The organism is Mucilaginibacter rubeus, assembly GCF_014643835.1.
GTDB classification, from domain to species: Bacteria; Bacteroidota; Bacteroidia; order Sphingobacteriales; family Sphingobacteriaceae; genus Mucilaginibacter; species Mucilaginibacter rubeus.
Genome location: NZ_BMKD01000007.1, coordinates 14,613 through 39,449 on the forward strand (window position 1 = coordinate 14,613; position 24,837 = coordinate 39,449).

Genomic DNA, 24,837 nt, shown 5'->3' on the forward strand with positions numbered 1-24,837 from the left:
TGTTATTTATTTGAAATGCCAATCTGCCGTAATCTGTACGTTAAATTACTCCACCATAGCTCCCCCTTTAGGGGGCTGGGGGGCAAACGCCATCCTCGCCATCGGGGCAACGTCCTGTCCTACAAATTCGCCTTTAAGGAATTTATGATAGCCTGCTATAGCAATCATGGCGGCGTTATCAGTACAGTATTCCATTTTAGGGATAAAGCTGTTCCACCCATTTTGTTCGGCCATGGCCTGCAGTCCTAACCTCAAGCCTGTATTGGCCGATACGCCACCCGCCAAAGCTATATCTTTAATGCCATATGCCTGTGCCGCTTTTTGCAGTTTGTTAAGCAAGATGGTAGCAATCCGTTTTTCTACAGATGCGCAAATATCGGCCATGTTCTGGCTAACAAAATCAGGGTTTTGAGCTACGTTATCGCGGATAAAATACAGAATGGAAGTTTTCAGGCCGCTAAAGCTAAAATCATATCCCGGGATCTGCGGCTCCGGGAACTTATAAGCATCAGGGTTTCCCCGGCGTGCATATTTATCAATAAGCGGTCCGCCGGGATAAGGCAAGCCTAAAATTTTACTGGTTTTATCCATGGCTTCGCCGGCGGCATCGTCAAGGGTTTGCCCTATGATCTCCATATCAAAATAATCCTTCACCAGTACAATTTGCGTATGGCCGCCAGATACGGTAAGGCAAAGGAAAGGGAACGACGGGTTTTTATCGCCTATAAAATGCGCCAGGATATGCGCTTGCATATGGTTGATATCAATAAGCGGGATGCCTTTTGCTAAGGCAAAGGCTTTTGCAAATGACACACCTACTAAAAGCGAGCCTAAAAGTCCGGGGCCGCGTGTAAAAGCTACCGCATCAATATCATTTTTGCTTACTTTTGCGTTTAATAACGCCTGCAGAACAGCCGGAACAATATTTTGCTGATGAACCCTTGAGGCTAACTCGGGGACCACGCCTCCATAGGCCTCGTGTATGGTTTGATTGGCAATAACATTGCTCATGATCACGCCATCAACACAAACCGAAGCTGAGGTTTCATCACATGATGATTCGATTCCTAAAATTACGGGCACGTGTTTATTAATTATTGATTTACTGATTTAGTGAATTAGTGATTTATTAATGAGAAGCAAACCAATTCCTCTTACTAATTGTATAGGGATAGAGGAAAATTCACCAACTCATTATTTCGCTAACTCACTAATTAAAGGTGCAAAGTTATTAAAAAAGTACTCAAAATATTCCTGGGCCTGGTATTGTTCATTTTATTGACATTGAGCATACTTTTGCTCACATTTCAGTTTAAGCCGGTACAAACCTGGGCCGCCAAAAAAGCGGCAGCTTACATTGCCGGCGAGTTGAAAACCAAGGTTGGGATTAAAAGCCTTTACCTCAGGCCATTTCGCTCGGTGGTAATTGAGGGGCTTTATATTTTGGATAAGAAGCGGGACACTTTACTAAGCACACCCCGATTAGCCGTTGATATTGAGGGTTTTTATCTTTTCAGAAGTATTAAACGCCGTACCATCAACTTTTCCAATATCGAACTGGATAATGGCTCCTTCTATCTCAAAAAACAAAAAGACAGTACTACCAACCTGCAATTTGTTATAGATTATTTTAATTCGGCGGATACCACCAAAAAAACCCAAAACAAACCCTGGACGCTAAATTTTGGCACTATTGCTATCAATAACTTTCATTTCAGGTATAAGAATAGCCTGCGCGATACGGTGATAGCCGGGGTTAACTTTAACGACCTGGATGTTCAGCATTTCAGCACGCTGATACAGGGTATGGATTTAAAGAACCACCTGTTTAAAGCCAATATAAAAAGCTTAAGCCTGCATGAAAAAAGCGGGTTCACCGTAAAACACTTCGCATCGGATGCCACGATCGATACCAATCAAATTTTACTAAGGCACCTCGCCATTCAAACACCCCGATCAGATCTGAAGGATTATTTCAGGATGAAGTTTAAATCATTTGATGATTTTGATGATTTTGAAAACAAGGTACACATGGATGCCAGCTTTAAATCGTCACGAATTTCGTCATCAGATATCTCCTACTTTACCAGTTCATTAAAAAAAGTGAGTTTTGATTTGGGTATTGACGGGCAAGCCAAAGGTTATGTGAACAACCTCAAAGCCAAAAAAGTGACCATTAGCGGCGGGCAGGCCACTTTTGTTAAAGGCGATTTTAACCTGCACAACCTTACCGATTGGGATAACGCATTCCTTGAGCTAAAATTTGACCAGGTTGCCTCCAACAAAAAAGACCTTGATTACCTGATCAGCCATTTTTCGGGAACGCCTACAGAAAAGGCTCCGGCCATACTTTCCAAATTTGGCAACTTTAATTTTACCGGCAGGTTTACCGGCTCGCAGAATGATTTTGTTGCCTATGGTATTTTTAAAACTGCACTCGGTCGTTTTGATTCAGACATCAACCTTAAAATTGATAAAAATGGCCGCCCAAGCTATAGCGGCAGGGTTAACGCCTATGCCTTTGACCTGGGCACCCTGCTTGATCAAAGCGATTTGGGCAGGGCCACCTTTACTTCAAACATACAGGGCAGCGGCGACGCGCTGAAAAGCCTTACTGAAAAAGTGGATGCAAAAATCGCATCCGTCACCTATAATAACTACACCTATAACAGGCTTACACTTAACGGCAGTTTTATAAACAGGCTGGCCAACGCTCATATTACCATAAACGACAGGAACATAAAGCTTGACCTTAAAGGCAAGGTTAACCTTAATCCCGCTTTGCCAACTTATGATTTAACTGCCGATATCAGGGACGCTAACCTGAACAAGCTTGGTTTTACCAAAGATACTTTAACTGTAAGCACGCTGCTTAAAACCCAGTTTAAAGGCGATGACCTGGCCAATTTGCAGGGGAACATCCTGTTTTCCCCGGCAAGGGTGGTCAATCCGCGGAATAATTATGCGGTTGACTCGCTTTACCTATCAGCAGAAGGAATAGGCAATAACCGCACCATCGCTTTAAAATCTGACTTTGCCGATGGCAGCATCAAGGGCAAATATGACCTTGCAACCCTGCCTTCGTATTTTAAAACCATCGTTAAAAAGTATATCCCTTCCATAAAAACAACTATAGTGCCGCCTAAGCCGGAGGAGTTTGATTTTAACCTGAACCTTAAAAACCTCGATCCGCTTACAGCCATCTTCCTGCCCGATCTGAAAATTCCCGACCAGGGAACTTTCGTTGGTCAATTTAATTCGGAAAAGAAAACAGCTACGTTATCGGGCTATATCAAAACGCTTAAATACGGCAAAACAGTTTTCCATGATTTTATTATTGACGAAAACACTACCGATAGCTTGCTGGGCCTCAACGTATCCCTGAGGCGGGTTGACCTAACTGACAGCCTTTTCATCAAGGATATCAACATTACCAACTTCCTGAAAAACGACAGCCTTAACTTTAACGTTAAGCTCTCCGACAAAAACGCCGTTAACCAGCTGGACCTTTACGGTCTGGTTGAATTTGGCCGCGATACTACGGCCAAACTGAAACTGCTGCCATCAGACGTGATACTGGAAAAAGAGAAATGGAAGATCCAGGAGCAGGTGCGCATCCGTTTACTGGATGGCAAAACACAGGTATCGGGCTTTGAGCTTTCAAACGGGCCGCAAAAAGTATTTATCGATGGTTTTATATCTGATAATCCCGCCGATCAGTTAAAGCTCTCGTTCCAGAAGTTTAACATGCGTACGTTTAACCAGCTCACGCGCACTTCGGGGGTAAACTTAAAGGGCTACCTGGATGGCGACGTTAAACTGACCTCGGTGCTCAAATCTCCGGGCATCGATTCGCATTTAACCATTGATTCACTTACCATGAACAAAACGCTGATAGGTAACGTGAAACTGGCCACCACACTTGGCAACGACCGTAAACAAGCCGATGTTAATATGAATATCATTAACCGCGGGCTGGAAACCATGAACATTGGCGGCACCTACTCGTTTGGTAAAGAGACTGATGATAACCTTGATTTTGATATCAAGATGAACCAAACCGAAGCTATTATATTTGAGCCTTTTGTTAAAGACCTTGTTTCGGATATAAAAGGCCATGTTTCAACCGACCTGAAACTTACCGGCAAGCCATCAAACCCCCAGCTTAATGGCACCGTTACCCTCGTTAACACCGGCCTCACCGTTAATTATTTAAAAACAGCTTACACGGTTAATAATAAGCTGGATGTCAATAACAGCATTATCAGCATTAAGGATATGGTTTTGAAAGACATTCACAAAGGTACCGGAACCGCCAATGGTACCGTAAACCTCAATAACCTATCCAACCCGGATATTAATGTAAGCCTTAAAGCCGATAACCTGATGGCCCTGAATACCACGTTTAAAGATAACCACCTTTATTATGGTACGGCTTATGGCACAGGCACATTTAACTTCAACGGACCGGTTGATAACATGAAGATTGATATTACAGCCAGCACCAATGCAGGTACCGTTTTCAATATACCGCTCAACACCTCGTCAACCGCTAACGATTATGATTTCATTAAATTTGTAAGCCATAGTGATACAGCCAAAGTTGTTGCCAAAGAGCGTGCTTTCAACGGTGTTACCCTAAACTTTGATTTAAGCGCCGATGAAAAAACTATTGTAAAAATAGCTACCGATTACGGCCAACTGGAAGGCAGCGGCGTAGCCCGTAATTTAAAGCTGAATATCAACAGCCTGGGCGATTTTGAGATGTACGGTGACTTTTTGATATCGTCGGGTAAGTTTGAGTTTACTGCCAAAAACTTTATCAGTAAAAACTTTACAGTAAGCCAGGGCGGTACCATCAGGTGGACAGGTAACCCCTCAAATGCCGAGATTAACCTTAAAGCCCTGTATGAGGTACGTACCAGTAAGGCGCCGCTGTACACTGCCGCGGGTTTACAAACCCCTACCTCGGGGCAGCAAACGCTGGTACAAGCCGAGCTGATCCTGACCAAATCTCTATTACAGCCTAATATTGATTTTGACTTTAACTTCCCTACCGATCCATCTGTTAAGGACGATCTGTCCACTTACCTTGCCGATGCCAATAACCGGAGCCAGCAGGCTATTAGCATTATTGTTCGCCGTAACTTTACATCAAACAGTAATAACTTAACCAACCAGGTGCTGGGCACTGCCGGCGAAGCGGTGAGCGAATTTGCATTTAACAAGCTTAACAGCCTGATATCGCAATCAAACATTAAAAACTTCGACTTAAATATACGCTCCTTCAATGAGGCAAGTGCTTCGCTGCGCTTTTTTGATAGCAGGCTATCATTTAACGGAAGCTTGTTCAGCAACAACGGCTCAAATGATATTTTTAATAACAGCAACAGCAACCTGTTTAACCAACGATTTAACAGCCTCACCAAAGACTTTGAGGCCTTATACAAGATACGCCGTGACGGCAACTTAACAGCAAGATACTCTTACAGGGCGTTAAACAACGTAACACTAAGCAGCCTTACAGATGTGCTGGCACCACAGTATGTAAACGGATTAGGTTTGGTTTACCAGCGTGACTTTGATACCTTCGGCGAGTTTATCCGGAACATATTCAGACAGGGCCGCCGCAAAAATGCACCGGTTAACCCCGCTCCTATCCCATCATCAATTACCACACCGGCAACCAGGCCCGATGAAGATGAGGATCAGTAGAGCCGAAGGCTTAAAGCTAAAAGCCAAAAGCTTTCCTGTACAAATACATTAAAAAGTAAAAGGCTTAAAGCAGATCGCTTTAAGCCTTTTACTATAAATTATTTATTTCGCTTTAGGCTTTCAGCCTTTCGCTTTTAGCTTATTAACGATCAATGATCACGCATAATGGCATGGTCCATCTTGTCGCGTTTGGTGCGCAGGTAAGCTTCGTTATGAGGGTTTGACGCTATTTCGATAGGCACATTCTCAACAACTTCCAAACCGTAGCCGATAAGGCCTGCCCGTTTCTTAGGGTTATTGCTCATCAAACGCATTTTGGTGATACCGAGGCTGCGCAGGATCTGTGCACCGATACCATAATCGCGCTGATCCATCTTAAAGCCGAGCTTCAGGTTAGCGTCAACAGTATCATAACCGTTTTCCTGCAAATGATAGGCCCTTAATTTATTGATCAGGCCAATACCCCGGCCTTCCTGGTTCATGTAAACAATAGCGCCCTTACCTTCCTTGCTGATCATCTCCATTGCTTTATGCAACTGCGGACCGCAATCGCAACGGCATGAACCAAATATGTCGCCGGTAACGCATGAGCTATGCACGCGGACCAAAATAGGCTCACCAGGCTCCCAGGTTCCTTTTACCAGGGCGAGGTGATTTTCGCCGGTATCAACCTGGGTATAAGCTATCATATCAAAATCGCCCCATTCGGTGGGCATCTTAACAGCTACTTCTCGTCTTACCATCGACTCATGCTCCAGGCGATAAGCAATGAGATCTTTGATAGATACTATTTTAAGATTAAATTCTTTGGCTATCTCCAGCAGATCGGGCAGGCGGGCCATTTCGCCGTCTTCCTTCATAATTTCGCAAATAACGCCGGCAGGTTCCATACCGGCTAAAACGGCCAGGTCAATCGCAGCCTCGGTATGCCCTGTACGGCGCAGTACACCGCCATCCTTGGCTATCAGCGGGAAAATATGCCCCGGGCGACCAAGGTCTTCGGGTTTAGTAGCCGGGTCGATAAGCGCAAGTGTGGTTTTTGACCTGTCGCTTGCAGAAATACCTGTAGTACAGCCATGACCAAGCAAATCGACAGAAACCGTAAAGTTAGTTTCGTGCGATGTGGTGTTATGGCTTACCATAGGCATTAGGTCAAGCTCGCGCGCCCTTTGCGCTGTAATTGGGGCGCAAACCAGGCCGCGGCCATGGCGTACCATAAAATTAATTGTTTCGGGGGTGGCATTGCGGGCGGCCGTTAAAAAGTCGCCCTCGTTTTCACGATCTTCGTCATCAACTACGATAATTGTTTTACCTGCTTTGATTTCTTCAATCGCTTCCTGTATGGTGTTTAACATTCTATACTTACTTGTTGGGTAGCGCCTAAACGCTTGTTTAATCTAAATCAAATTTAACGCATATTACCATGACTTGGGTCGGCCTTGTGTAAAATGATAATGCTTTTATAATATGGCTTTTATTAAATATACCGTTAATGACCGTGGCGGGTTGCCTTGGGCTTAAACTTTGCTGCCACGCGGTTTACAAAACGTTTATAAATCTCCATATCAAACAGGGCGGAGTCTGTAGCCGCTTTATAAGAAAGGAACAAACCGATAGGCAGCAGCGTGATAATAGAAATCCACATGCCCAGGTACTTGTTAATATCGCCGCCCTTAACCGATTTTTCGCCGATAGTGGTAATGATATAGTAAATCAGGAAAAATACCACCGAAACTACTACCGGCAAACCCAAACCACCTTTGCGGATAATGGAGCCCAGCGGCGCACCGATTAAAAACAATACCAAACAAGCTACCGAAAGGTTATATTTTTTTTGATACTCTACAAAATACCTGCGGATACCTTCCGAATCGCCTTTATACCTGTCGCTTCGGTTTTTGATCACATCCTTTATCGACCTTATTTCGGAAGCCGCACTGTTGAGGCTCATTTGCTGTTCGGATAAAGTAAGGCCCTGAAAAACATCTTTTTTAGGATCAAACTCTTTATATTTTTTAATAACCTTTGATTGCGCAGGTATTGAATAGTATTTAATGTATGGGGTAACCAGTTTATAATTCACCATCACATTGCTATCCACTGAACGCTGCGACGAATCGAGATAATGCCTCAGCTGTTTAATGTTCATCATTTGCGATGCGGACTTAAACTCGCTTTCACTGGTACGGGTAAGCTTAAATGCCGACAGATCAAACTTGGTTTCGGTTTCCTTAAAACGCTCCCGCAGCAGGCGCTGCCTCGTGTTATATGTGGCATTTTCGGAAGCGGTTTCTTCATATGTCACCCCATCCTTTAAACGTAATACCAGGTATTTATCGCCCATGGTGCGGAACATGGTGCCTTCGCGGGCCAGGATCACCGAATTGTTATTATCACCTTTCTCACTTTTTTTATAGATCATGATATCATACAACCGCTGTCCGTCCGGGTCCTTACGCTTTACACGGATTGTGTAGCCGGGAAAACTGGTACTGAACACCCCCTCGGGCAGCAAATCGGCCGATTTTTGTTTCCGGGCATCATACAACAGCGAATAATATTTAAGATTGGCCACCGGCAGCATATAATCAGAAAAAAAGAACGCCGCGATACTAAGTATAGAAATGATCACGATCATTGGGTACATGGCCCGGCGCAACGAAATGCCTGCCGCTTTGATAGCAACAAGCTCGTAATTTTCGCCAAGGGAGCCATAGGTCATGATGGTAGAGAGCAGGATGGATAACGGGAGGGCCATTTGAACATTGGTGGCCGAATTATACATCATGAGCTCCAGGATGGTATACCAGGCAAAGCCCTTTCCAATAAGGTCGTCAATGTATTTAAACAAAAACAACATCAGCAACACAAACATCACGATGAAAAGCGTAACCAAAAAAGGCCTTATAAACGATTTAAGGAGTAAAAGGTGGATCTTCTTCATTAGTGCTATTTGCAATTAACAGGGGCAAAACCAGTTAGCCGCACAGTTAAAACCAATTAACGTGCAAAACCAGTTCAGCGTACAAAATTAGCTAAAATAAAGTTTTATCAGGCGCCCAATACACTTATGAGGTAATCGATAGAGTTATCCCAGATCTGCTTTCGTTCTGTAATGGCATCTTCGGTGGCAAAATCAGTAATGGCCAGGGCTACATCATTGGTAAGCTCATCCTGCATTATTTCCATTTCAAAATAATACTGGGCATCATCATCGAGCCATTTAAAACGTACGGATCTGTTTTCCTTAACTGAACAAAGTTTGGCTTTTTGCGATTCGTCATCCCATGTAAAAGTATAAACATGGTCACGAATATTAACCTCATCGGCAAACCATTGAGACAAGCCATTAGGCTCGCTTAAGAAGCTGAACAGGATACGCGGAGATGACTTAATCTCGTACTCAATGGTAAATTTTTTCTTTTCGGACATTCGGTTTACACTTAAAAAAACAGGAACAAAAGTAAATGTGAAACATTTTTTCTAAAGAAAACGAATTTCTACTATATTTGCAAACCTTTTTAGGGACGGCCACTTGTTTTAACGCAAGGCCACTCTTTTTATTAACCACAAAAAGAGCCATAAAAATAAAAACGGCGGGGTAGCTCAGATGGTTAGAGCGTAGGATTCATAACCCTAAGGTCGGCAGTTCGATCCTGCTCCCCGCTACTTAAGGAAACACCATTTTTTGGTTGTTTCCTTTTTTTATACCCATAAAAATCTGTTAAACAGGCAGTTATAGCTCGCGTTAAAACAGTTCGATTTTTGCATAAGAATTCCTGAACCGTTTGGCCATAACGGTCTAAAAAATGCGTTTGAAATATTATTAACCTATTTTCCTGCAGTTCGATTTCTCCTTAAGGTTCATGTTGTTTGGATCGAGGTCGTACTGATAGGTTTTTGCGATCAAATAAAGAAAATTCAATATAACCGCCGCTTCATTATGATCAACTTGAATGCCATTTTTACTCAACATAGTTATGGCTCGTTTAGTTGATATTCTCTTTTCTATGAAGTTCATCTCAATTTTTCATTAATAGATTTTGTATGCCTTTGTAAGACATTCGATAAGGCAGGATGTACTTTCAAATTTATTTCGCCGGTTTGGGCATTTAAAATAATAGGCGAAATCAAAGTAATTGCTTTTTGTCAGCTATATTTAAGTCTGTAAATCCTTTAAATATATTTATGGGAGATCTGTCAGATAATTTAAATTGCTGATCGATACAACTTAACTTAGTACTTATAGCGTCCAATTCATTTTTGAGACTACCAGCGACAGCTTGGTGTTCTTTTTTGAAATCAGTAAAATCTTCGAATTTTAATTGATCGGCCACGAACAATCGCCTTGCTTTGGATAATACCAGTTCTTGTTCTTCCAGTTGCCTTAGTGTTATTTTCGCTCTTGTAGATAAGCTAATCTTTGCACGCTTATATTACAATCCTCCAAAACAAGACTAAATAGCTCGACAGCATTTTTTGACAACGCGAATTGCTGCAATTTGCTGTATAATTTTCATTAAGTAATTCCGCCCTGCCCCGTACTTTGCATTTATTTGAGCAATGGTAATATGGATAACTTTTTGAATGTCCTTTCGAGTAACTTCCGCGAAGTTTATTCCCACAAACAGGGCACATCATCTGTCCCGTTAAGAAGAATGCCGAATTCTTTTCGTTAGTTTTAAAATGAACTTGTCTTTTGGTATTTATAATATCTTGAACCTCGTAAAATAATGCCTCGGTTATTAGGGGATCATGGATACCTTTGATCATTTCCTTATCTTCAGATCCCGTGGATAGGGGAATAAGCCCACAATAAACAGGATTGCGAATAAGTTTGAGCATTTTAAACCTTTAGCACAGGCCATTCTTCGGACCTCATCAATCTTAAAACAATTTTCTAAAAGTTGTTCGAATGCCCATTTTATTATACCTGCTTCCGGTTGTTTAGGTGCGATGTATTTTCTACCACTTAGAGCTGTTAAATTAATAAAACCCATAGGGGCCTTATTAGGATATCTTCCCATTTGCTTTGCCCTCCGAATACCATTAGATGTATTGAGTGCTCGCCTACTATTTTCAGCCTCAGGAATAGATAGATAAACTGCGAGCATAACTGTACTTTCTGGAACAGAAAAATCGATTGGTTGATCAATTGACATTGCCGTAGTATGATATTTACGAAGTATGCCAATCATCTCATAGGCGTATTCTATATCGCGACTAAACCGATCCCATTTAATGAACAAGATATTTTTCTCTTCTTCAGATGGTTTCTTTCTGATTGCCGCCACCAATTTCTTCCATTCAGGTCGGTTAAAATTTTTTGCAGAAAAATCTTCGCGATAAATGTCTTCAACTTTGATATCGTTGTACTCACAGTATTTTAATAAACGGTCTTCTTGTTCGGGTAGGGAGTATCCTTTTCTTTTTTGTTCGTCTGTGCTGACGCGGACGTATAGATAAGCTGATTTCATATGTGATTCATTTTGCGTTAGAATAATAACGTGTAAAAATTCCATAATGATGCAGAACCATCTGTCGCACGATCTTCAGATAGTCATATAGGCAACAATCAGCAGAATCTATGGAATAAATAAACACCATTTCCTTTTTCCACCACCCAATAAATACTACCAACCATTAAGAATAACCTAAAATCCAGACTTTCTTACTATTTACAAGCATTTCAATCAGTCGATTAAAGTAACTTGCAGGAGTAGGTATCCCTCGAACTTAGCGACTTTATATGTGCACTATTGCCTTTCCTGTATTTTGGTTTATTGCTCAGAAGCTGTTTAAAAACGGTTCAGCATAATTCTTATGGCTGATAAATGTATTATCGCGACACTCGTGTCGTTAAAGCGTTCATAATTTTTAGCTGCCCGTCTATTGGTATCAATCCAGGCAAAGGTTCTTTCTACAATCCAACGTTTGGGTAGTATTTTAAAGCTGTGCGATTCAGTTCTTTTAATGACTTCAAAAACTGCTTTGAATTTGACTTACCTTTTCCACCAATGTTCCCCGATAGCCATAATCAGCAAATATTTTAATAACTCTATTCCATGTTTCAAAGAGTTTATCGATGACATCCATAGCCCCATTTCTGTCTTGAACTGATGCGCCTTGAACAACTACTGCCAGAATCATTCCCAATGTATCAACTATGATATGCCGCTTGATCCCTTTTATTCTTTTGCCTGCGTCAAAGCCCTTGCTTTCACTGCTTACAAGAGTGGATTTGACAGATTGTGCATCAATTATTCCAACTGTGGACTGTGCTGTTTTTCCTTGCTTTAAGCGGGTTGTCTGGACAAGGCTTTCTTGTATCATATTAAAACTTCCTGTTTTTTCCATGTGTTAAAATAATAGTAAACCAATTGCCAGGGTGCAAAATCTTTTGGTAGCATGCGCCACTGGCAACCAGTTTTTATAACATAAAGAATCCCATTAATGATTTCTCGTAATTCATACCGGCGGTTACGTTGGCAATCAAAATATTTTGACATAACTTGCCATTGGCTATCGCTTAAATTGCTCGGATAATTTGTCATGCTAATTGAGTTTGTCGTTATTCCCAATTAGTGACTATTCAGCCATTTAGCGATGGCCTTTTTATCCACTTTTTAACACATAATACTTTTTTTACTCGTTTTTAAACAGCTTCTTAGAAGTCTTACATATCATTGAGCATTAAAATCAGGTCATTCTTTTTCTCGATGATCCATTCGTCGGCCTTAATCAGCCCTTTGATCAATTGATGTTCCTTGCCGGTATAACAACCCGCGTCAAGCCCTGATAGTTGTTCCGGAAATTCGGAGGATCTCCAAAGACTTTCGCGTTCTATGGTGACAATGCTTTTTCTCGGCCAGTTAGGGATCAATTGTCTAATTTGCGGTATCTTTTGCTTGACCAATTTATAGATCATCAAGTCATCATAATCCTAATCACATGAATAGAAGGTTGGCAAGCTGATCGTACCGACGTGATTCGGCTTTGCAATGTTTTTGCCCCCGTCCTTATACTAAAGCTCCACGCCATGTTTTCGCGGTCGCGACGGACTCATAAGGAAGTCGAGACTCTCGCATAGGGCGATGCGGCTTGGCGAGGAAAAGAGAATCTGATGGATATTTTATATTTTGGGTGGTAATTTATCAAGTCTTTTTCAAGTAAATTATCAAATGCCATATTGATAAATATCATCCACTGTTCGGTAAAATTTATTGTAATGTATAAACATAACTTTTGTTATTATTCGTCAATTAAAATCTTAGAGTCATCATTGCTAGTATATAATCATGAAAGGTCGCATTATAGCTGATTCCTTCCATCTGAAAAGTAAAAGCCTTAAAGTTCGAGCTATTTTTTTTGATAATCAGTAACTTATAATGCCTTTTTATTAGCAATTATCAGTTGGCTTTCTCCATAATCTCCCCGTATATTATAAATTGCATTAATGAATTTTAATCAAAATGAAATTTACCAACATTTTAATATATTAAAAAGAGACATTTAATATTTCCTAAAATTTTTAGCTTTGTTCAATTACCGGTAGTTTATGTCAACAAATGTCAATATCACATCCGGCGGTATTCGGAAACTTCTCGCAAAATACACAGCTGAACAAGCTGTGGCTGAATATATTTGGAATGGCTTTGATGCTGGTGCAACCATTGTTGAACTTAACTTTGAAGGTAGCCAACTCGGTAAACTTGATTTTCTGCAAGTTAAAGATAACGGCTATGGCATTGACTTCAATCAGCTCGAAAAGAAATTTTTTCCTTTTTATGAGTCTGAAAAAGCAATAGAAATTTCTGCACCCGTCCACACTTCATTGATGCATGGTAAAAACGGAGTGGGACGTCTGACATTTTTTACGTTTGCCCACTTGGCTGAATGGGAAACAACATATAAAGGAAGCGGAGGGATGGAGTCGGGCAAGATCTTCATCAACCAGGCCACACTAAAAACTTATCAACCAGAAAAATCTGCAAATGCCGTATCTCAAACAACTGGAACTAAGGTAACTTTTAATAATGTCAAGTTGTCTATGACCGATATGGTTGTTAATGTATTGCCATTCGTAATGTCGGAGTTTTGTTGGTTCCTGGAATTAAATCGTGCACGAAATTATCAGATACTAATTAATGGCGAACCGTTAAACTACTCCGCTAATATTACAGACAGGGATGATAACGTCGAAATTCTTTACGAAAAAAATAACACTGTATTTACTGGCAAATTTATTCAATGGAAATATCCCCTGCACAAAGAACTTTCCAAGTATTATTTCCTGAACAGTAACGGGATTGAAGTATATAAAGACTTCACGACCTTAAATAAAAAAGGAGATGAGTTTTTTCACAGTGTTTATATTCAAAGCAACTTTTTCGATAACTTTAATGGAGGAATAGAAGTGCCGAACAATCAATCATTGTTGTTCGGAAAAGCAAAATCATCACCTGAATATAAATAACTGATCCGCAAAATCAATGAATATGTTCGTGCGAAACGCAAGCCATATCTGCGCACCTTTGCCGCCAGGATGGTTGAAAAATACGAGCAGGATGGTATTTTACCACACTACGCCACTGAATGGGAGGAGAAATTTAGAAAACCACAATTAGAAGAAACCTTGATTGGTTTATATGAGGCACAGCCAAAGTTATTTACTAATCTGAACACAGACCAAAAGAAAACATTTGTACGGTTCCTTGACCTGATACTGGATTCTAACGAACGACAAAGCCTTTTTCCTATTCTCGATGAAATAATTGAATTGGACCAGGAAGAACGGGAAGACCTGGCTAAACTGTTTCGCACAACTAAACTTAATCGGATAATTGATACCATTAAACTAATTGAAGACCGTTATAAAACGTACTATCAACTGCGCGATTTAGTTTTTGAGCCTTCTCTTAAAGCTAATGAAGTAGGTCATTTGCAAAAAGTTATCGAAAGCCATTACTGGTTTTTCGGTGAACATTATCATTTGGTTACAGCGGCAGAACCTAAATTCGAGGAGGCACTGCGGCGATACAACTACCTCCTTACGGAAAAGGACACCACTACTGAAATTGAACATCAGCACAAATTAAAGGAAATGGACATTTTTGCTTGCCGACAAAACGTACTTGCTGATCGAATTGAAAATATCGTAGTTGAACTCAAACATCCGGCAGTCGCTCTTGGGAATGAACAATACACGCAAGTCGACCAATACTTACAAGTAATTCTTAAGCAACCAGAATTTAATGCATCCAATATGTATTGGGAGTTTTATCTTGTTGGTAATAAATTTAATACATCTGGTTTTATCGAGAGGCAGATCTCTACCAATAAAAATCATGGACACGCAGGTCTTGTGCTTTCCATAGATGATGGCCGCGTTAAGGTGTTTGTGAAAAAATGGAGTGAGGTGTTTGCTGATTTTGAAATCCGGCACAAACATTTGGATACGAAATTAAAACTGGAACGGGATTTTTTGGCAAATGAATTACAGACTGCAGCAGAAGTTGTGGTATCCGTACAAGAAAATACAGCGGTGCAACCAGAACAAGTTACCCTACCTAAATCAATAAAATAAAATGGCAGAAGGAATTATTACAATTTTGAATTACCGGCGTGGGATGTATGCGGTAGAATTAACCGACGGTAGTTATTCTGTATTCGAGTTGCTGGGTACAAACGAATTAGAAGCAGAAGATATAATCAGGGGCGCACTTGATGAAGAAGGTGGTTGCATCCTTTTCAATGTTACATCTAACGAACAGTTCGATGTGATAATACAAAACACCGGCTCAAGCTTGCAAATGGCTCAAAAGCAAACTTTTTTACGATAAAATCAACTTACGCCCGTAATAATATATACCCTATTCGGCAAGCTTATCAATTAAGTTTGATGTTTATAATTGCCTATAAACCAAGACAGGGGTTCGATATTTTGGCTCTTCTCGCTTTTTGAAGCGCCAGCAACTACTAGTGACGCTTTTACGCCAATAATTTTATGTTCAGATATTTTTCTCTTTAATTTCAATTGGATGTTATTTTCATATTGCATGTAATTCTATAAAACACATCCTGTTTCTTTATTAACATCTACAATGAAAGCTATCTTTGCAAGGTTAGTAAATAGCAGTTGTGAATATGTTAGTACTTCGCAGTTTTTAACGTAAGGTCAATATTTTATATCTTGTTATTTTAGTAGTTTCTATATCCAATCAAGATTTTGGGGTTTAGAAGATAATTTTACGCTATTTATATTTATTAATGTCAGCAAAGTTTTTTACAAACCGGGAGGAGAAGAGTTTATTCAGGAAGTTTAAAGGAGCGATTGATCATACGGCCGACATTTATGCATTTCATGCCGTTGTTGGTTATTTCAGGGCTTCGGGATATTTTCCTATTCGCGAGCATTTGCAAAAAATACCGGAGGTTAAAATATTAGTTGGTATAAATGTAGATCAGATCAGCGCAGAAGCTAAACGCAGGGGCCTGCTGTTTTTTGGCGACCCGGACCGTACCCGCGAAGAATTCATAAAATTAATGCGACAGGATATTCGCGAAGCCGAATATGTAAAAGAGGTTGAAGATGGCATTTTACAATTTATGGAAGATGTTATCGACAAAAAGATACACATTAAAGTACATAAAACTAAAAAGCTTCATGCCAAGATCTATATATTCTTGCCAAAAAACTTTAACGAATATAGCGGCGGTGAAGTAATTACCGGTTCATCAAACCTAACCGATGCCGGATTGGGCATAAAAAACGAAGGTAACTATGAGTTTAATGTTGCCTTACGGGATTATGAAGAAGTTGCATTTGCCGAAGCCGAATTTCAAAAGCTTTGGGCCGAAGGCGAAGATGTACTACCTATAGATATTGCCCGGATAAAAGACGGAAGCCATATTGGCCAGCTATACAAACCCTACGAAATTTACATCAAATTACTAATAGAATATTTCGGAAAAAATATAGAATATGATCCCGATTCGGTTGGCGATCTGCCTCCTAATTTTAAAAAACTAACCTATCAAATTGATGCTGTTAACCAAGGCTACAGCATGCTGTTGGAGCATAATGGCTTTATGCTGGCCGATGTTGTTGGTTTAGGTAAAACCATTATTGCAACATTGGTAGCCAAGCGTTTCCTGATAGCAAACGGAACTTTAAATACCAAAATATTAGTTGTATATCCACCGCATCTTGAAACCAACTGGAAAAACACATTCAGGCAATTTGGGCTTGAAAAACATGTGCGCTTTATTAGTAATGGGAGTTTACATAAAATTATAGAACATAAAACAGAAGATTATTGGCCGAAGGAAGAATATGATTTGATATTAGTTGATGAAGCACACAAATTCAGGAATCATAAAGCGCAGATCTTTCAGCAGCTTCAGTTAATATGTAAAACCCCAAGAGCTGTTGAGGGAAATATTTTAGGCTTACGTAAAAAGGTTATACTTATTTCGGCAACTCCGCTAAATAACCGCCCAGAAGATTTATATTACCAATTACAGTTATTTACTGATGCCCGTAAATCAACGCTGCCGGTAACTAACTTACAGGCATTTTTTGCGCCGCTTATCAGAAAATATAAAGACCTGGTAGCTGCATCGAAAGTTAATGGAGTGCCTAACACTGCCGAGCTCAGAAACTTATATGGAGCCATTCGCGAAAAGGTATTGCAGCCCATTACGATCAGGCGAACCCGGAGAGATGTAGAATCTTACGAGGACTACAAAAAAGATTTGGCCGATCAGGGAATTAAGTTTCCGATAGTCGACCCGCCATTGGCTATAAAATACGAATTAGGGAACGATATGGGCAGCTTGTTCCAGGAAACGATTGCTTTTTTGGTTGAGCGCATTACCTATCATAGGTACAGGGCCATTGAGTATTTACTGCCTGAAATTCAGGCTAAATACTATACCCAGGCAGAGTCGGCATCCAAATCATTGGCATCAATCATGATGACACAATTGGTGAAACGATTGGAGAGCTCTTTTTATGCCTTTAAAATTTCACTAAACCGTTTCCGGGAATCAACGGAGCGTATGATTGACTTATATGAACAGGAAAATGGAAAGGTTTATGTAGCACCCGACGCCCAAATAAATGAGTTGTTTGATAAAGGATGGGATGAAGAACGCATTGATCAATACATCCTTGACCTTTCGATAGATAATCCTAAAAATCAAATTTTTTCACCATCAGATTTCAGAGAAGACTTTATTACCTCACTGAAGGCCGACCTGGAGCAGATCGAATTGATCTGCAAGCGATGGAAAGATGTTTTCGCTGATCCTAAACTTGATGCTTTCGAAAAACTTTTTCAACAGGAGCTTTTAAGAAAAGATCGCAACCCATCTGGCAAGCTGGTAATTTTTACCGAATCGAAAGATACAGCCAGGTACCTTTTTGAAAAATTTGACAAATGGGGGCATAAGGAGGATACCTTGATGGTTTCGGCAGATAACCGCAAAGCCATGCACAGTAGGGTGTTGGCTAATTTTGATGCGAACCTACCGGGTAAGCAACAAAATGATATCAAGTTTTTGATTACTACCGAAGTATTGGCCGAAGGGATAAACTTACACCGTGCAAATATTTTAATAAATTATGATACCCCATGGAATGCCACGCGCCTGATGCAGCGCATAGGCAGGGTTAACCGTATAGGTAGCACGGCCGATACCATTTATAACTACTCTTTTTATCCAAGTAAAGAGGGAGATGCCATTATCAGTTTATATAATAACGCTTATATAAAGCTACAGGGTTTTCATACCGCCTACGGCGAAGATGTGCAGGTGTACACACTCGAGGAGGTGTTGGAGCAGGTTACGCTGCATATAAAAGGTTTACCCGAAGAAGAAGACAAGCGTTTAAAATACCTGGAAATTATCCGCGATTTCAGGCGGAAAAACGAAAAAGAATTTAAACGCATCGCACGGCTACCTTTGCGCGCCCGAACTTCACGAGATACGCAACAAGCCGGCAAAAAAAAAATGAAGGGACAAACCCTGGTGTTTTTGAAGTCGGATTATAAAATGGACTTTTTCAAGGTGGCCGATAAAAAAATTGAACCGTTGAGTTTTGTAGAAGCCGCCGAAATATTTGAAGCCAAAGCCAGCGAACTTGCGGCTGGCCAGCTGCCATCCTACCATCATACACAGGTACAAATGGCCGTAAGTAAATTTGAGGAAGATTTGCTCAGCCAATCGTCTGATGCCATTTCAGGGCCGCAGGCTGATGCAAAAACAAATCAAGCCAAAAAGTTTATAAGGGAAGAAAAAGCGTCCAGTACCGACGAGAAATTTAGAAAAGCCTGCGAGTTGTTGTACGCCCTTCTCGAAACAGGCACCTATACCAACCTGGCTGCCGAAATAAATCAGGTGCGTTTAAAATGTGATAAAAATCAGTTACCAGTAGCCAAGGCACATAACTTATTGTTAACTTACGCAGTAAAATACGGGCATCAGAGTAATAATGACGACGATGAGCAGCCCGAATTACCTTTAACCATTACTGATAAACCGGCAATTATAATTTCTGAAACCTTTACTTTATAATCACAGATGTTAAACGCGCAAGAACTTCGAAAAATACTGGAGAATAAATATAACCGTAACGATTGGTATAAAATTTTACGGCAAAATTTTAACGTTAGTGTATTACGAGATAACCCTCCGCCTATTATTGCTGTAAAAGGGAACAAATTAGGAGCTACTGCTTATGAGCTTGGCGAATTTGACACTTCTAACGATTTTAAGGTAGGTATTTACGAAGTTGATGTTCCGGGGGTTAAACAGATCCATCGCAATAAAGTTGAACTACGAAATTTATTGCAAAACGTGTACACTACATCTGTTGATGCAGCGCTGATAGTATTTACCCAGGGCGATAAATGGCGTTTTAGTTATGTAAGTGAGGTAACAACGCGTAACCCGGAAACCGGCGAACGTGAAAAAATCAAAACCGATTCAAAAAGGTATACTTATCTTTTTGGTAATGGCGAAAAAGCCAAAACAGCGGCAGATCGTTTTGCCGGTATCCAGCAGGCAGATACTGCAACCGGTGAAGGCACAACATTAAAAGCATTGCAGGACGCTTTCAGTGTGGAGGAAATGTCGAAAGACTTTTTTAAGAAATATCGCCATCATTACGGTGCGTTCTTAACTTTCCTCATTGGCGAAAATGAAGACGGTAAATCCATCGGTACAGCATCCGGACAGTTCAAAACCATTTTTAATGCCGATCATAAAAAAGCCCGGGATTTTGTAAAAAAGATGCTGGGCCGCATCGTTTTTCTTTATTTTTTAGAAAAGAAAGGCTGGATGGGCGTCCCTGAACATAAAACCTGGGGCGATGGGGATCCCGACTTTTTGAGAAACCTTTTTAACGATAGTAATAACCAGGACGCTTTTTACTCGTTGGTATTGGAACCCTTGTTTCATAACACATTGAACCAGGTGCGTGATGGCGATTTTTTTGATATTGACGATTCATTATTTAAACAGTCAGGATATAGCAAACTTAAAATTCCATTTTTAAATGGTGGCCTGTTTGAAGCGGAGGCCTACAAAACTGATTTTCTTACCTTCCCCGCCAACTTGTTTAAAAGCCTGTTTGATTTTTTTGATCAATACAATTTCACCGTACATGAAGACAGCCCGCAGGAGCATACCGTAGCCGTAGATCCGGAAATGTTGGGCCACATTTTCGAAAACCTGCTGGAGGATAATAAAGACAAAGGCGCCTTTTACACCCCTAAAGAAATTGTGCACTACATGTGCCAGGAAAGCCTTATTGAATATTTATATACCCAATGTAAGGTCGAAGATAATGAGCAACTGCGTGATGCGCTTGAACGGTTTATTAAAAACCAGGAGCTGGGCGATATCGCAGAATATGAAGAGGCAATACTCAAAGCATTACGCGATGTAAAGATCTGCGATCCAGCCATAGGTTCGGGTGCTTTCCCGATGGGGATCTTATTAGAAATTTTTCACGCTGTTGAAACATTGAATTTTGCTGTCGACGGTATAATAGAAAAAGTCTGGGATTTAAAAGAATGGAACCCTGCCAAAATCAAGCTAAGTATTATTGAAAACAGCATTTACGGTGTAGACATTGAACCTGGCGCAGTTGATATAGCACGATTAAGGTTTTGGTTAAGTTTAGTTGTAGATGAGGTTGAACCACAGCCGTTACCCAATCTTGATTACAAGATTGTTGTCGGAAATAGTTTAATAAGCAAATTTGAAGGAGAGGTTGTCCAAATAGATTGGGAAGTTACAGCCGGTACCGAGGCTACAAAAAATCGACAACATCAAATACAAGAGAACCTAAAAAAGTTGTTAAGTAAGCAGAGACAGTTTTTTAGTTACAAAGGCGATAAAAAAAAGTTACAATCAGAAATACGAAGCTTAAAAATAGATGTTCTAATTAGTCAGCTTGAATTAGATAAGTATAAGTACGCTAACACAGCAGCTACCACAGGCAATTTATTCGAAGAAACAAAAAAGGAAAAGCAAAAATCTGCCGAAATAGCGATACAAATATCGGGATATGATAAGGCTATTAAAAAGTTAGAAAGTCTAAAGAAAGTGCCAGATAGGCCCTTAAATTTCTTTGATTGGAAACTTGATTTCCCCGAAGTATTAAATTCGGCGTTAAAACCAAACGGTGATTTAATTTCAACAACGGGCTTTGATATTGTTATCGGAAATCCGCCTTATTTGGACAATCGCGCAATTGATAGTGATATAAAATTAAATGCGGGATTTAAACAGGTCAATAAGAAATCATTTCGTCCAAATTTATACTTGTTCTTTATCGAACAGGCACTTAGGATATTAAAAAACAACCAAGTGCTTATTTTCATAAATCCAAATCAATTTCTTTCAACCGAAATGGGATTCGGAATTAGGAGTTATATTTTAGATGAGTTTAGTATAATCAGAATTGATGATGTTTCTTATTTGAAGGTTTTTAAGGAAGCTTCTACTTATACCAGCATATTTATTATTAAAAAGGCATTTAAGGATGGTCAGCGGATTATTATAAATAGATGTTCAACTTTGGGTGATCTTGGTAAGATAAGTTTCTCTTTAAATAATAGAAATATTATTGCAACCCCCTCAAAACTAATCTCCTTAAATATTAATAATGAATTGGTAACTAAAATAGAGGCAAAACATAAGCAATTTGAACATTTTGGAAAATTCCTTTGGGGAACTTCTCAAAGTGGATATGGTGCGCTTAAAATTAGCCAACAAGAATATAATGATTTGCCTAACGGAAAAAGGAAATTATACGAACCTATAATTCAAACAGCAGATATCAAGAAATTTCATATTAATTGGAAAGGTGAATACATACCTGTTGAAATATTCTCAGATTCAGTTAAGGCAAATTTTAATAAACCAAAATTAGTTATTGCCAGGTTAACCAAGACTCTACAATGTAGTATAGATTTCAATAAATTCTACGTTGGAAAGTCGACAGTTATTACAGATATAGCTATTGATCTTGATTATTTATTAGGGTTGTTAAACTCCAAAGTGATCGACTTTTGGTACTATGCAAAATTTGAAACCACGCATATGCAAGGAGGTTATATTAGGTACGATCTCCCTTACCTAAAGCAAATTCCTATCCCAATTCCAGATAAAGAAACTATGAATTCAATAGCAGAAATTGCCATTAATCTTCGTAAGAATATAGATTTTATAGAAAATCTACACAATCTAAATTTGAAAATTTTTAAACTTTATAATCTTGACTACAATTCGGCTTTTTCTATTGATCCCGAAATAAAGATGAGTGAAATAGAATATAATAATTTCTTGTTAAACTAAGCTATTACTATTAAAAAATCCAGACTATTTCTCAATATATAGATATTCCGAGTCAACGACCCGAGTTTCTTCAAGTGTTAAATTGTAAATTTTATAGACAATTGAATTAATTTTCTTTTCTATATTTTTTATGCTTGACGTCTCGTTTGATGATTTTAGTGTTAATACTTTATCTACCAGGTCTTCAAGTTCTTTCTTATATGTTTCATCTGTTATTATTGGGAAAAGCTTTCCATCATTAATTTGCAATGTATGTGTAGTAGTTATGAAGTTTTTAATATAATATGTTCCAAATTTTGAATTAAGAAGAGCCAATATATATTTATCCGATATTCGTGAAACTGAATGCATCTTGACAACATTTTTTGAATATGGACAAGGTTCAATGAAAAAGCCCTTTAAATCATTAGTGAAATAATCGACCCATCCAAATCCCGAAGTATTGTAGTAATTTGCTCCCTGCCATCTTGAGTTGGTTACGGTAGCTTCACGAAGCTCTTTGACAGTAGCCTTATGCCATTTTATGCACTCTACATGGGGGACATACCATTTGTAACCATTTTCATTCCCTCGATTATAATTGACCCAAACTTCTCTTTCACAACCATTAAGCTGCTCTTCTAAGGAAAGACTTTCAAAATCAATAACATCTGTATATCTGACGGTTTTGTACAAAAAGAACTTTCCGAATAGAGATGGCTTTCCAGTATCTTTTTTTAGTTTCTCGGCTAATTCATAAAATATATTCTTATTCCTTAAATTAACGTCGTGTTCTATTAATACTCCCTCTATCAGGAGTTTATTTACCAGCAATCTAAGTATCTTAAGTTCTTCTTCTTCAGAATTACATATTATAGCTAAATATTTACTGTTATTGCCAGTAACTAAGCCTTGTGCGCCTTCTGTAATTAATCCTAAAAAGGTCAGATCAGTTTCATTTAAATTATCACAGTAATTATTTAGCACAGAAATATTTTTTTGTCGGCTTTTAGTATCTTCTATTAGCTCCCAATATGTTTTGTACAATTTATTTAGATGCGGATTAAGCCTGTGATATATACTTAAATTTGTGCTATTGGGAGTAAAGAAAATATTATTTAATGAAGCTCTATACAACTCAATTTTCGCCGAGTAAGTCTCGGGTTTTTTAAAAGAATTTATAGCATTTTTATATTTAAAAGAATAATTCAGATTTCCCAAAGGCTCCTTATTCATTACTACAATAGTTGTATCAACGAACGCCGAATCGAAAACGTAGCCTACATTTACTATCTCGATCAACCGATTACCCTGTAGACGTTTTCTAAGCACTAATTTTGACCCTAAGGTTAAAAATGTATTCGGCGTTATATAAGCAATAGTTCCTTTAATTTTAGCTTTATCAATTGCCTCTATATAGAAATAATGGTACATATCATCCGAAAAGCCATATTTATTTTTATATTGTTGTTGGTTGAGTGTACCAATTTCTTTATTACCTAAATAAGGCGGATTCCCTATAACAATGTCAAAGCCCGTTGTTGAAATTAAATCACCGTTTGATGATTGCCTGAATAGACATTAGTAAATTGAGATATTCTTTAAACAGAAGCTGTCTGTATAAACAAATCATAGTATTTAAATTAAACCAATTTAATTAACCAACAAACTTATGATTTACGGCTACATCCGCGTCAGCACAGACAAGCAAACAGTAGAAAACCAACGATATGAACTAAATCAATTCTGCGGGAAAAACATTTTGGTCATTGACAAATGGATCGAAGAGACTATATCAGGATCAAAAAATGTACAAGACAGAAAATTAGGAGCCTTACTCAAAAGAATGAAAAAAGGCGATATCCTCATTTGTTCAGAGCTATCAAGATTGGGCCGCAACCTGCTCATGATCATGGGAGTATTAAACGAATGCATGAACCGCGATATCCAGGTTTGGACCATAAAAGACAATTACCGCTTAGGTAGCGATATTAATTCAAAAGTATTGGCCTTTGCCTTCGGTCTCTCTGCAGAAATTGAACGAAACCTCATCTCCCAACGCACCAAAGAAGCTCTGGCCCGCAAAAAAGCCGAAGGCGTAATTTTAGGCCGCCCCATAGGCAGCAAATCAGCAACAACCAAGCTAACCGGTCAGGAGAAGAAAATTAAAGAACTGTTAGATAAGAAAGTATCTTACAGCGCCATCGGCCGTATTTTGGGGGTTCACAGAATAACTGTATCTTCATTTGTTAAAGAATTAAAATAAACCTA

Annotated in this window: 19 protein-coding genes, 1 tRNA gene and 1 pseudogene; 8 read left to right on the forward strand and 13 right to left on the reverse strand. The window is 39.3% G+C overall.

Going from position 1 to position 24,837, the window contains the following annotated elements:
- Positions 1-45: 45 nt before the first annotated feature.
- On the reverse strand, positions 46-1,083 hold the full coding sequence (tsaD, locus tag IEX80_RS20940; RefSeq protein ID WP_188834045.1) for a tRNA (adenosine(37)-N6)-threonylcarbamoyltransferase complex transferase subunit TsaD: 1,038 nt from the start codon (positions 1,081-1,083) through the stop codon (positions 46-48).
- Positions 1,084-1,284: 201 nt separating this feature from the next.
- Here tsaD and IEX80_RS20945 point away from each other — a divergent pair, with 201 nt between their 5' ends.
- On the forward strand, positions 1,285-5,715 hold the full coding sequence (locus IEX80_RS20945; RefSeq protein WP_188834046.1) for a translocation/assembly module TamB domain-containing protein: 4,431 nt from the start codon (positions 1,285-1,287) through the stop codon (positions 5,713-5,715).
- A gap of 149 nt (positions 5,716-5,864) precedes the next feature.
- Here IEX80_RS20945 and IEX80_RS20950 read toward each other — a convergent pair whose 3' ends face one another.
- From IEX80_RS20950 to IEX80_RS20960, 3 genes are all read right to left on the reverse strand, one after another.
- Positions 5,865-7,070: a bifunctional 3,4-dihydroxy-2-butanone-4-phosphate synthase/GTP cyclohydrolase II gene (locus IEX80_RS20950; protein ID WP_188834047.1), complete on the reverse strand. Its 1,206-nt coding sequence runs from the start codon at positions 7,068-7,070 to the stop codon at positions 5,865-5,867.
- 134 nt (positions 7,071-7,204) lie between these two features.
- On the reverse strand, positions 7,205-8,659 hold the full coding sequence (locus IEX80_RS20955; protein WP_091175945.1) for an LptF/LptG family permease: 1,455 nt from the start codon (positions 8,657-8,659) through the stop codon (positions 7,205-7,207).
- A gap of 107 nt (positions 8,660-8,766) precedes the next feature.
- Complete coding sequence (locus IEX80_RS20960) at positions 8,767-9,147, reverse strand: START-like domain-containing protein (RefSeq protein ID WP_090534561.1); 381 nt, start codon at positions 9,145-9,147, stop codon at positions 8,767-8,769.
- 163 nt (positions 9,148-9,310) lie between these two features.
- On the opposite strand from IEX80_RS20960, the gene IEX80_RS20965 reads away from it, so the two are divergent.
- Positions 9,311-9,384, forward strand: a tRNA-Met gene (locus IEX80_RS20965).
- Positions 9,385-9,845: 461 nt separating this feature from the next.
- Here the strand turns inward: IEX80_RS20965 and IEX80_RS27840 are convergent.
- The 7 genes from IEX80_RS27840 to IEX80_RS20990 form a co-directional block, all read right to left on the reverse strand.
- A complete protein-coding gene (locus IEX80_RS27840) occupies positions 9,846-10,052 on the reverse strand; it encodes a hypothetical protein (protein ID WP_229701704.1) in 207 nt (68 codons plus the stop codon).
- Positions 10,053-10,146: 94 nt separating this feature from the next.
- Positions 10,147-10,560, reverse strand: coding sequence for a recombinase family protein (locus tag IEX80_RS28015; protein ID WP_354437295.1), 414 nt, complete (start codon positions 10,558-10,560; stop codon positions 10,147-10,149).
- Positions 10,485-11,192 carry a recombinase family protein gene (locus IEX80_RS27845; RefSeq protein ID WP_229701705.1) on the reverse strand — a complete coding sequence of 236 codons (708 nt, stop codon included), beginning with the start codon at positions 11,190-11,192 and terminating at the stop codon, positions 10,485-10,487. The genes IEX80_RS28015 and IEX80_RS27845 overlap by 76 nt, the downstream gene beginning before the upstream one ends.
- A 321-nt stretch (positions 11,193-11,513) precedes the next feature.
- The gene (locus IEX80_RS28020; RefSeq protein WP_188834197.1) at positions 11,514-11,690 is read right to left on the reverse strand and encodes a transposase; all 177 of its coding nucleotides are present in this window, start codon (positions 11,688-11,690) and stop codon (positions 11,514-11,516) included.
- 4 nt (positions 11,691-11,694) lie between these two features.
- Positions 11,695-12,072, reverse strand: coding sequence for a transposase (locus IEX80_RS20980; protein ID WP_188834048.1), 378 nt, complete (start codon positions 12,070-12,072; stop codon positions 11,695-11,697).
- Positions 12,045-12,269 (reverse strand): transposase, encoded by a 225-nt coding sequence (locus IEX80_RS28025; protein ID WP_188834049.1) that lies wholly within the window; start codon positions 12,267-12,269, stop codon positions 12,045-12,047. The genes IEX80_RS20980 and IEX80_RS28025 overlap by 28 nt, the downstream gene beginning before the upstream one ends.
- 122 nt (positions 12,270-12,391) lie before the next feature.
- Positions 12,392-12,643, reverse strand: a complete 252-nt coding sequence (locus IEX80_RS20990) for a hypothetical protein (RefSeq protein ID WP_229701706.1) — start codon at positions 12,641-12,643, stop codon at positions 12,392-12,394.
- Positions 12,644-13,273: 630 nt separating this feature from the next.
- On the opposite strand from IEX80_RS20990, the gene IEX80_RS20995 reads away from it, so the two are divergent.
- The 5 genes from IEX80_RS20995 to IEX80_RS21015 all read left to right on the forward strand — a co-directional run bounded on the left by IEX80_RS20995 (position 13,274) and on the right by IEX80_RS21015 (position 22,587).
- On the forward strand, positions 13,274-14,191 hold the full coding sequence (locus tag IEX80_RS20995) for an ATP-binding protein (RefSeq protein ID WP_188834051.1): 918 nt from the start codon (positions 13,274-13,276) through the stop codon (positions 14,189-14,191).
- Between the two features lie 69 nt (positions 14,192-14,260).
- Positions 14,261-15,301, forward strand: a complete 1,041-nt coding sequence (locus IEX80_RS21000; RefSeq protein WP_188834052.1) for a hypothetical protein — start codon at positions 14,261-14,263, stop codon at positions 15,299-15,301.
- Between the two features lies 1 nt (position 15,302).
- The gene (locus IEX80_RS21005) at positions 15,303-15,557 is read left to right on the forward strand and encodes a hypothetical protein (protein WP_188834053.1); all 255 of its coding nucleotides are present in this window, start codon (positions 15,303-15,305) and stop codon (positions 15,555-15,557) included.
- 427 nt (positions 15,558-15,984) lie between these two features.
- Positions 15,985-19,296 (forward strand): helicase-related protein, encoded by a 3,312-nt coding sequence (locus IEX80_RS21010; protein ID WP_188834054.1) that lies wholly within the window; start codon positions 15,985-15,987, stop codon positions 19,294-19,296.
- Between the two features lie 6 nt (positions 19,297-19,302).
- A complete protein-coding gene (locus IEX80_RS21015; protein WP_188834055.1) occupies positions 19,303-22,587 on the forward strand; it encodes an Eco57I restriction-modification methylase domain-containing protein in 3,285 nt (1,094 codons plus the stop codon).
- Positions 22,588-22,611: 24 nt separating this feature from the next.
- On the opposite strand, the gene IEX80_RS21020 is transcribed toward IEX80_RS21015, so the two are convergent.
- Both IEX80_RS21020 and IEX80_RS28030 read right to left on the reverse strand, forming a co-directional pair.
- The gene (locus IEX80_RS21020) at positions 22,612-23,802 is read right to left on the reverse strand and encodes a BREX-1 system adenine-specific DNA-methyltransferase PglX (RefSeq protein ID WP_229701707.1); all 1,191 of its coding nucleotides are present in this window, start codon (positions 23,800-23,802) and stop codon (positions 22,612-22,614) included.
- Between the two features lie 57 nt (positions 23,803-23,859).
- Positions 23,860-24,114: pseudogene (locus tag IEX80_RS28030) on the reverse strand (Eco57I restriction-modification methylase domain-containing protein); the annotation flags it as partial.
- A 124-nt stretch (positions 24,115-24,238) separates the two neighbouring features.
- Here IEX80_RS28030 and IEX80_RS21025 point away from each other — a divergent pair.
- The gene (locus IEX80_RS21025; RefSeq protein WP_188834056.1) at positions 24,239-24,832 is read left to right on the forward strand and encodes a master DNA invertase Mpi family serine-type recombinase; all 594 of its coding nucleotides are present in this window, start codon (positions 24,239-24,241) and stop codon (positions 24,830-24,832) included.
- Positions 24,833-24,837: the final 5 nt, after the last annotated feature.

Excerpts from the sequence above, each read along its gene's own strand:
- IEX80_RS28025 (WP_188834049.1), bottom strand. The coding sequence starts at position 12,269 with ATGACAAATTATCCGAGCAATTTAAGCGATAGCCAATGGCAAGTTATG.
- IEX80_RS20950 (WP_188834047.1), bottom strand. The coding sequence starts at position 7,070 with ATGTTAAACACCATACAGGAAGCGATTGAAGAAATCAAAGCAGGTAAA.
- IEX80_RS20990 (WP_229701706.1), bottom strand. The coding sequence starts at position 12,643 with ATGATCTATAAATTGGTCAAGCAAAAGATACCGCAAATTAGACAATTG.
- IEX80_RS21005 (WP_188834053.1), top strand. The coding sequence starts at position 15,303 with ATGGCAGAAGGAATTATTACAATTTTGAATTACCGGCGTGGGATGTAT.
- IEX80_RS20980 (WP_188834048.1), bottom strand. The coding sequence starts at position 12,072 with ATGGAAAAAACAGGAAGTTTTAATATGATACAAGAAAGCCTTGTCCAG.
- IEX80_RS21020 (WP_229701707.1), bottom strand. The coding sequence starts at position 23,802 with ATGAATAAGGAGCCTTTGGGAAATCTGAATTATTCTTTTAAATATAAA.
- IEX80_RS21010 (WP_188834054.1), top strand. The coding sequence starts at position 15,985 with ATGTCAGCAAAGTTTTTTACAAACCGGGAGGAGAAGAGTTTATTCAGG.
- IEX80_RS20995 (WP_188834051.1), top strand. The coding sequence starts at position 13,274 with ATGTCAACAAATGTCAATATCACATCCGGCGGTATTCGGAAACTTCTC.
- IEX80_RS27845 (WP_229701705.1), bottom strand. The coding sequence starts at position 11,192 with ATGAAATCAGCTTATCTATACGTCCGCGTCAGCACAGACGAACAAAAA.
- IEX80_RS21015 (WP_188834055.1), top strand. The coding sequence starts at position 19,303 with ATGTTAAACGCGCAAGAACTTCGAAAAATACTGGAGAATAAATATAAC.
- IEX80_RS28015 (WP_354437295.1), bottom strand. The coding sequence starts at position 10,560 with ATGCTCAAACTTATTCGCAATCCTGTTTATTGTGGGCTTATTCCCCTA.
- IEX80_RS21025 (WP_188834056.1), top strand. The coding sequence starts at position 24,239 with ATGATTTACGGCTACATCCGCGTCAGCACAGACAAGCAAACAGTAGAA.
- IEX80_RS20960 (WP_090534561.1), bottom strand. The coding sequence starts at position 9,147 with ATGTCCGAAAAGAAAAAATTTACCATTGAGTACGAGATTAAGTCATCT.
- IEX80_RS20955 (WP_091175945.1), bottom strand. The coding sequence starts at position 8,659 with ATGAAGAAGATCCACCTTTTACTCCTTAAATCGTTTATAAGGCCTTTT.
- IEX80_RS21000 (WP_188834052.1), top strand. The coding sequence starts at position 14,261 with ATGGTTGAAAAATACGAGCAGGATGGTATTTTACCACACTACGCCACT.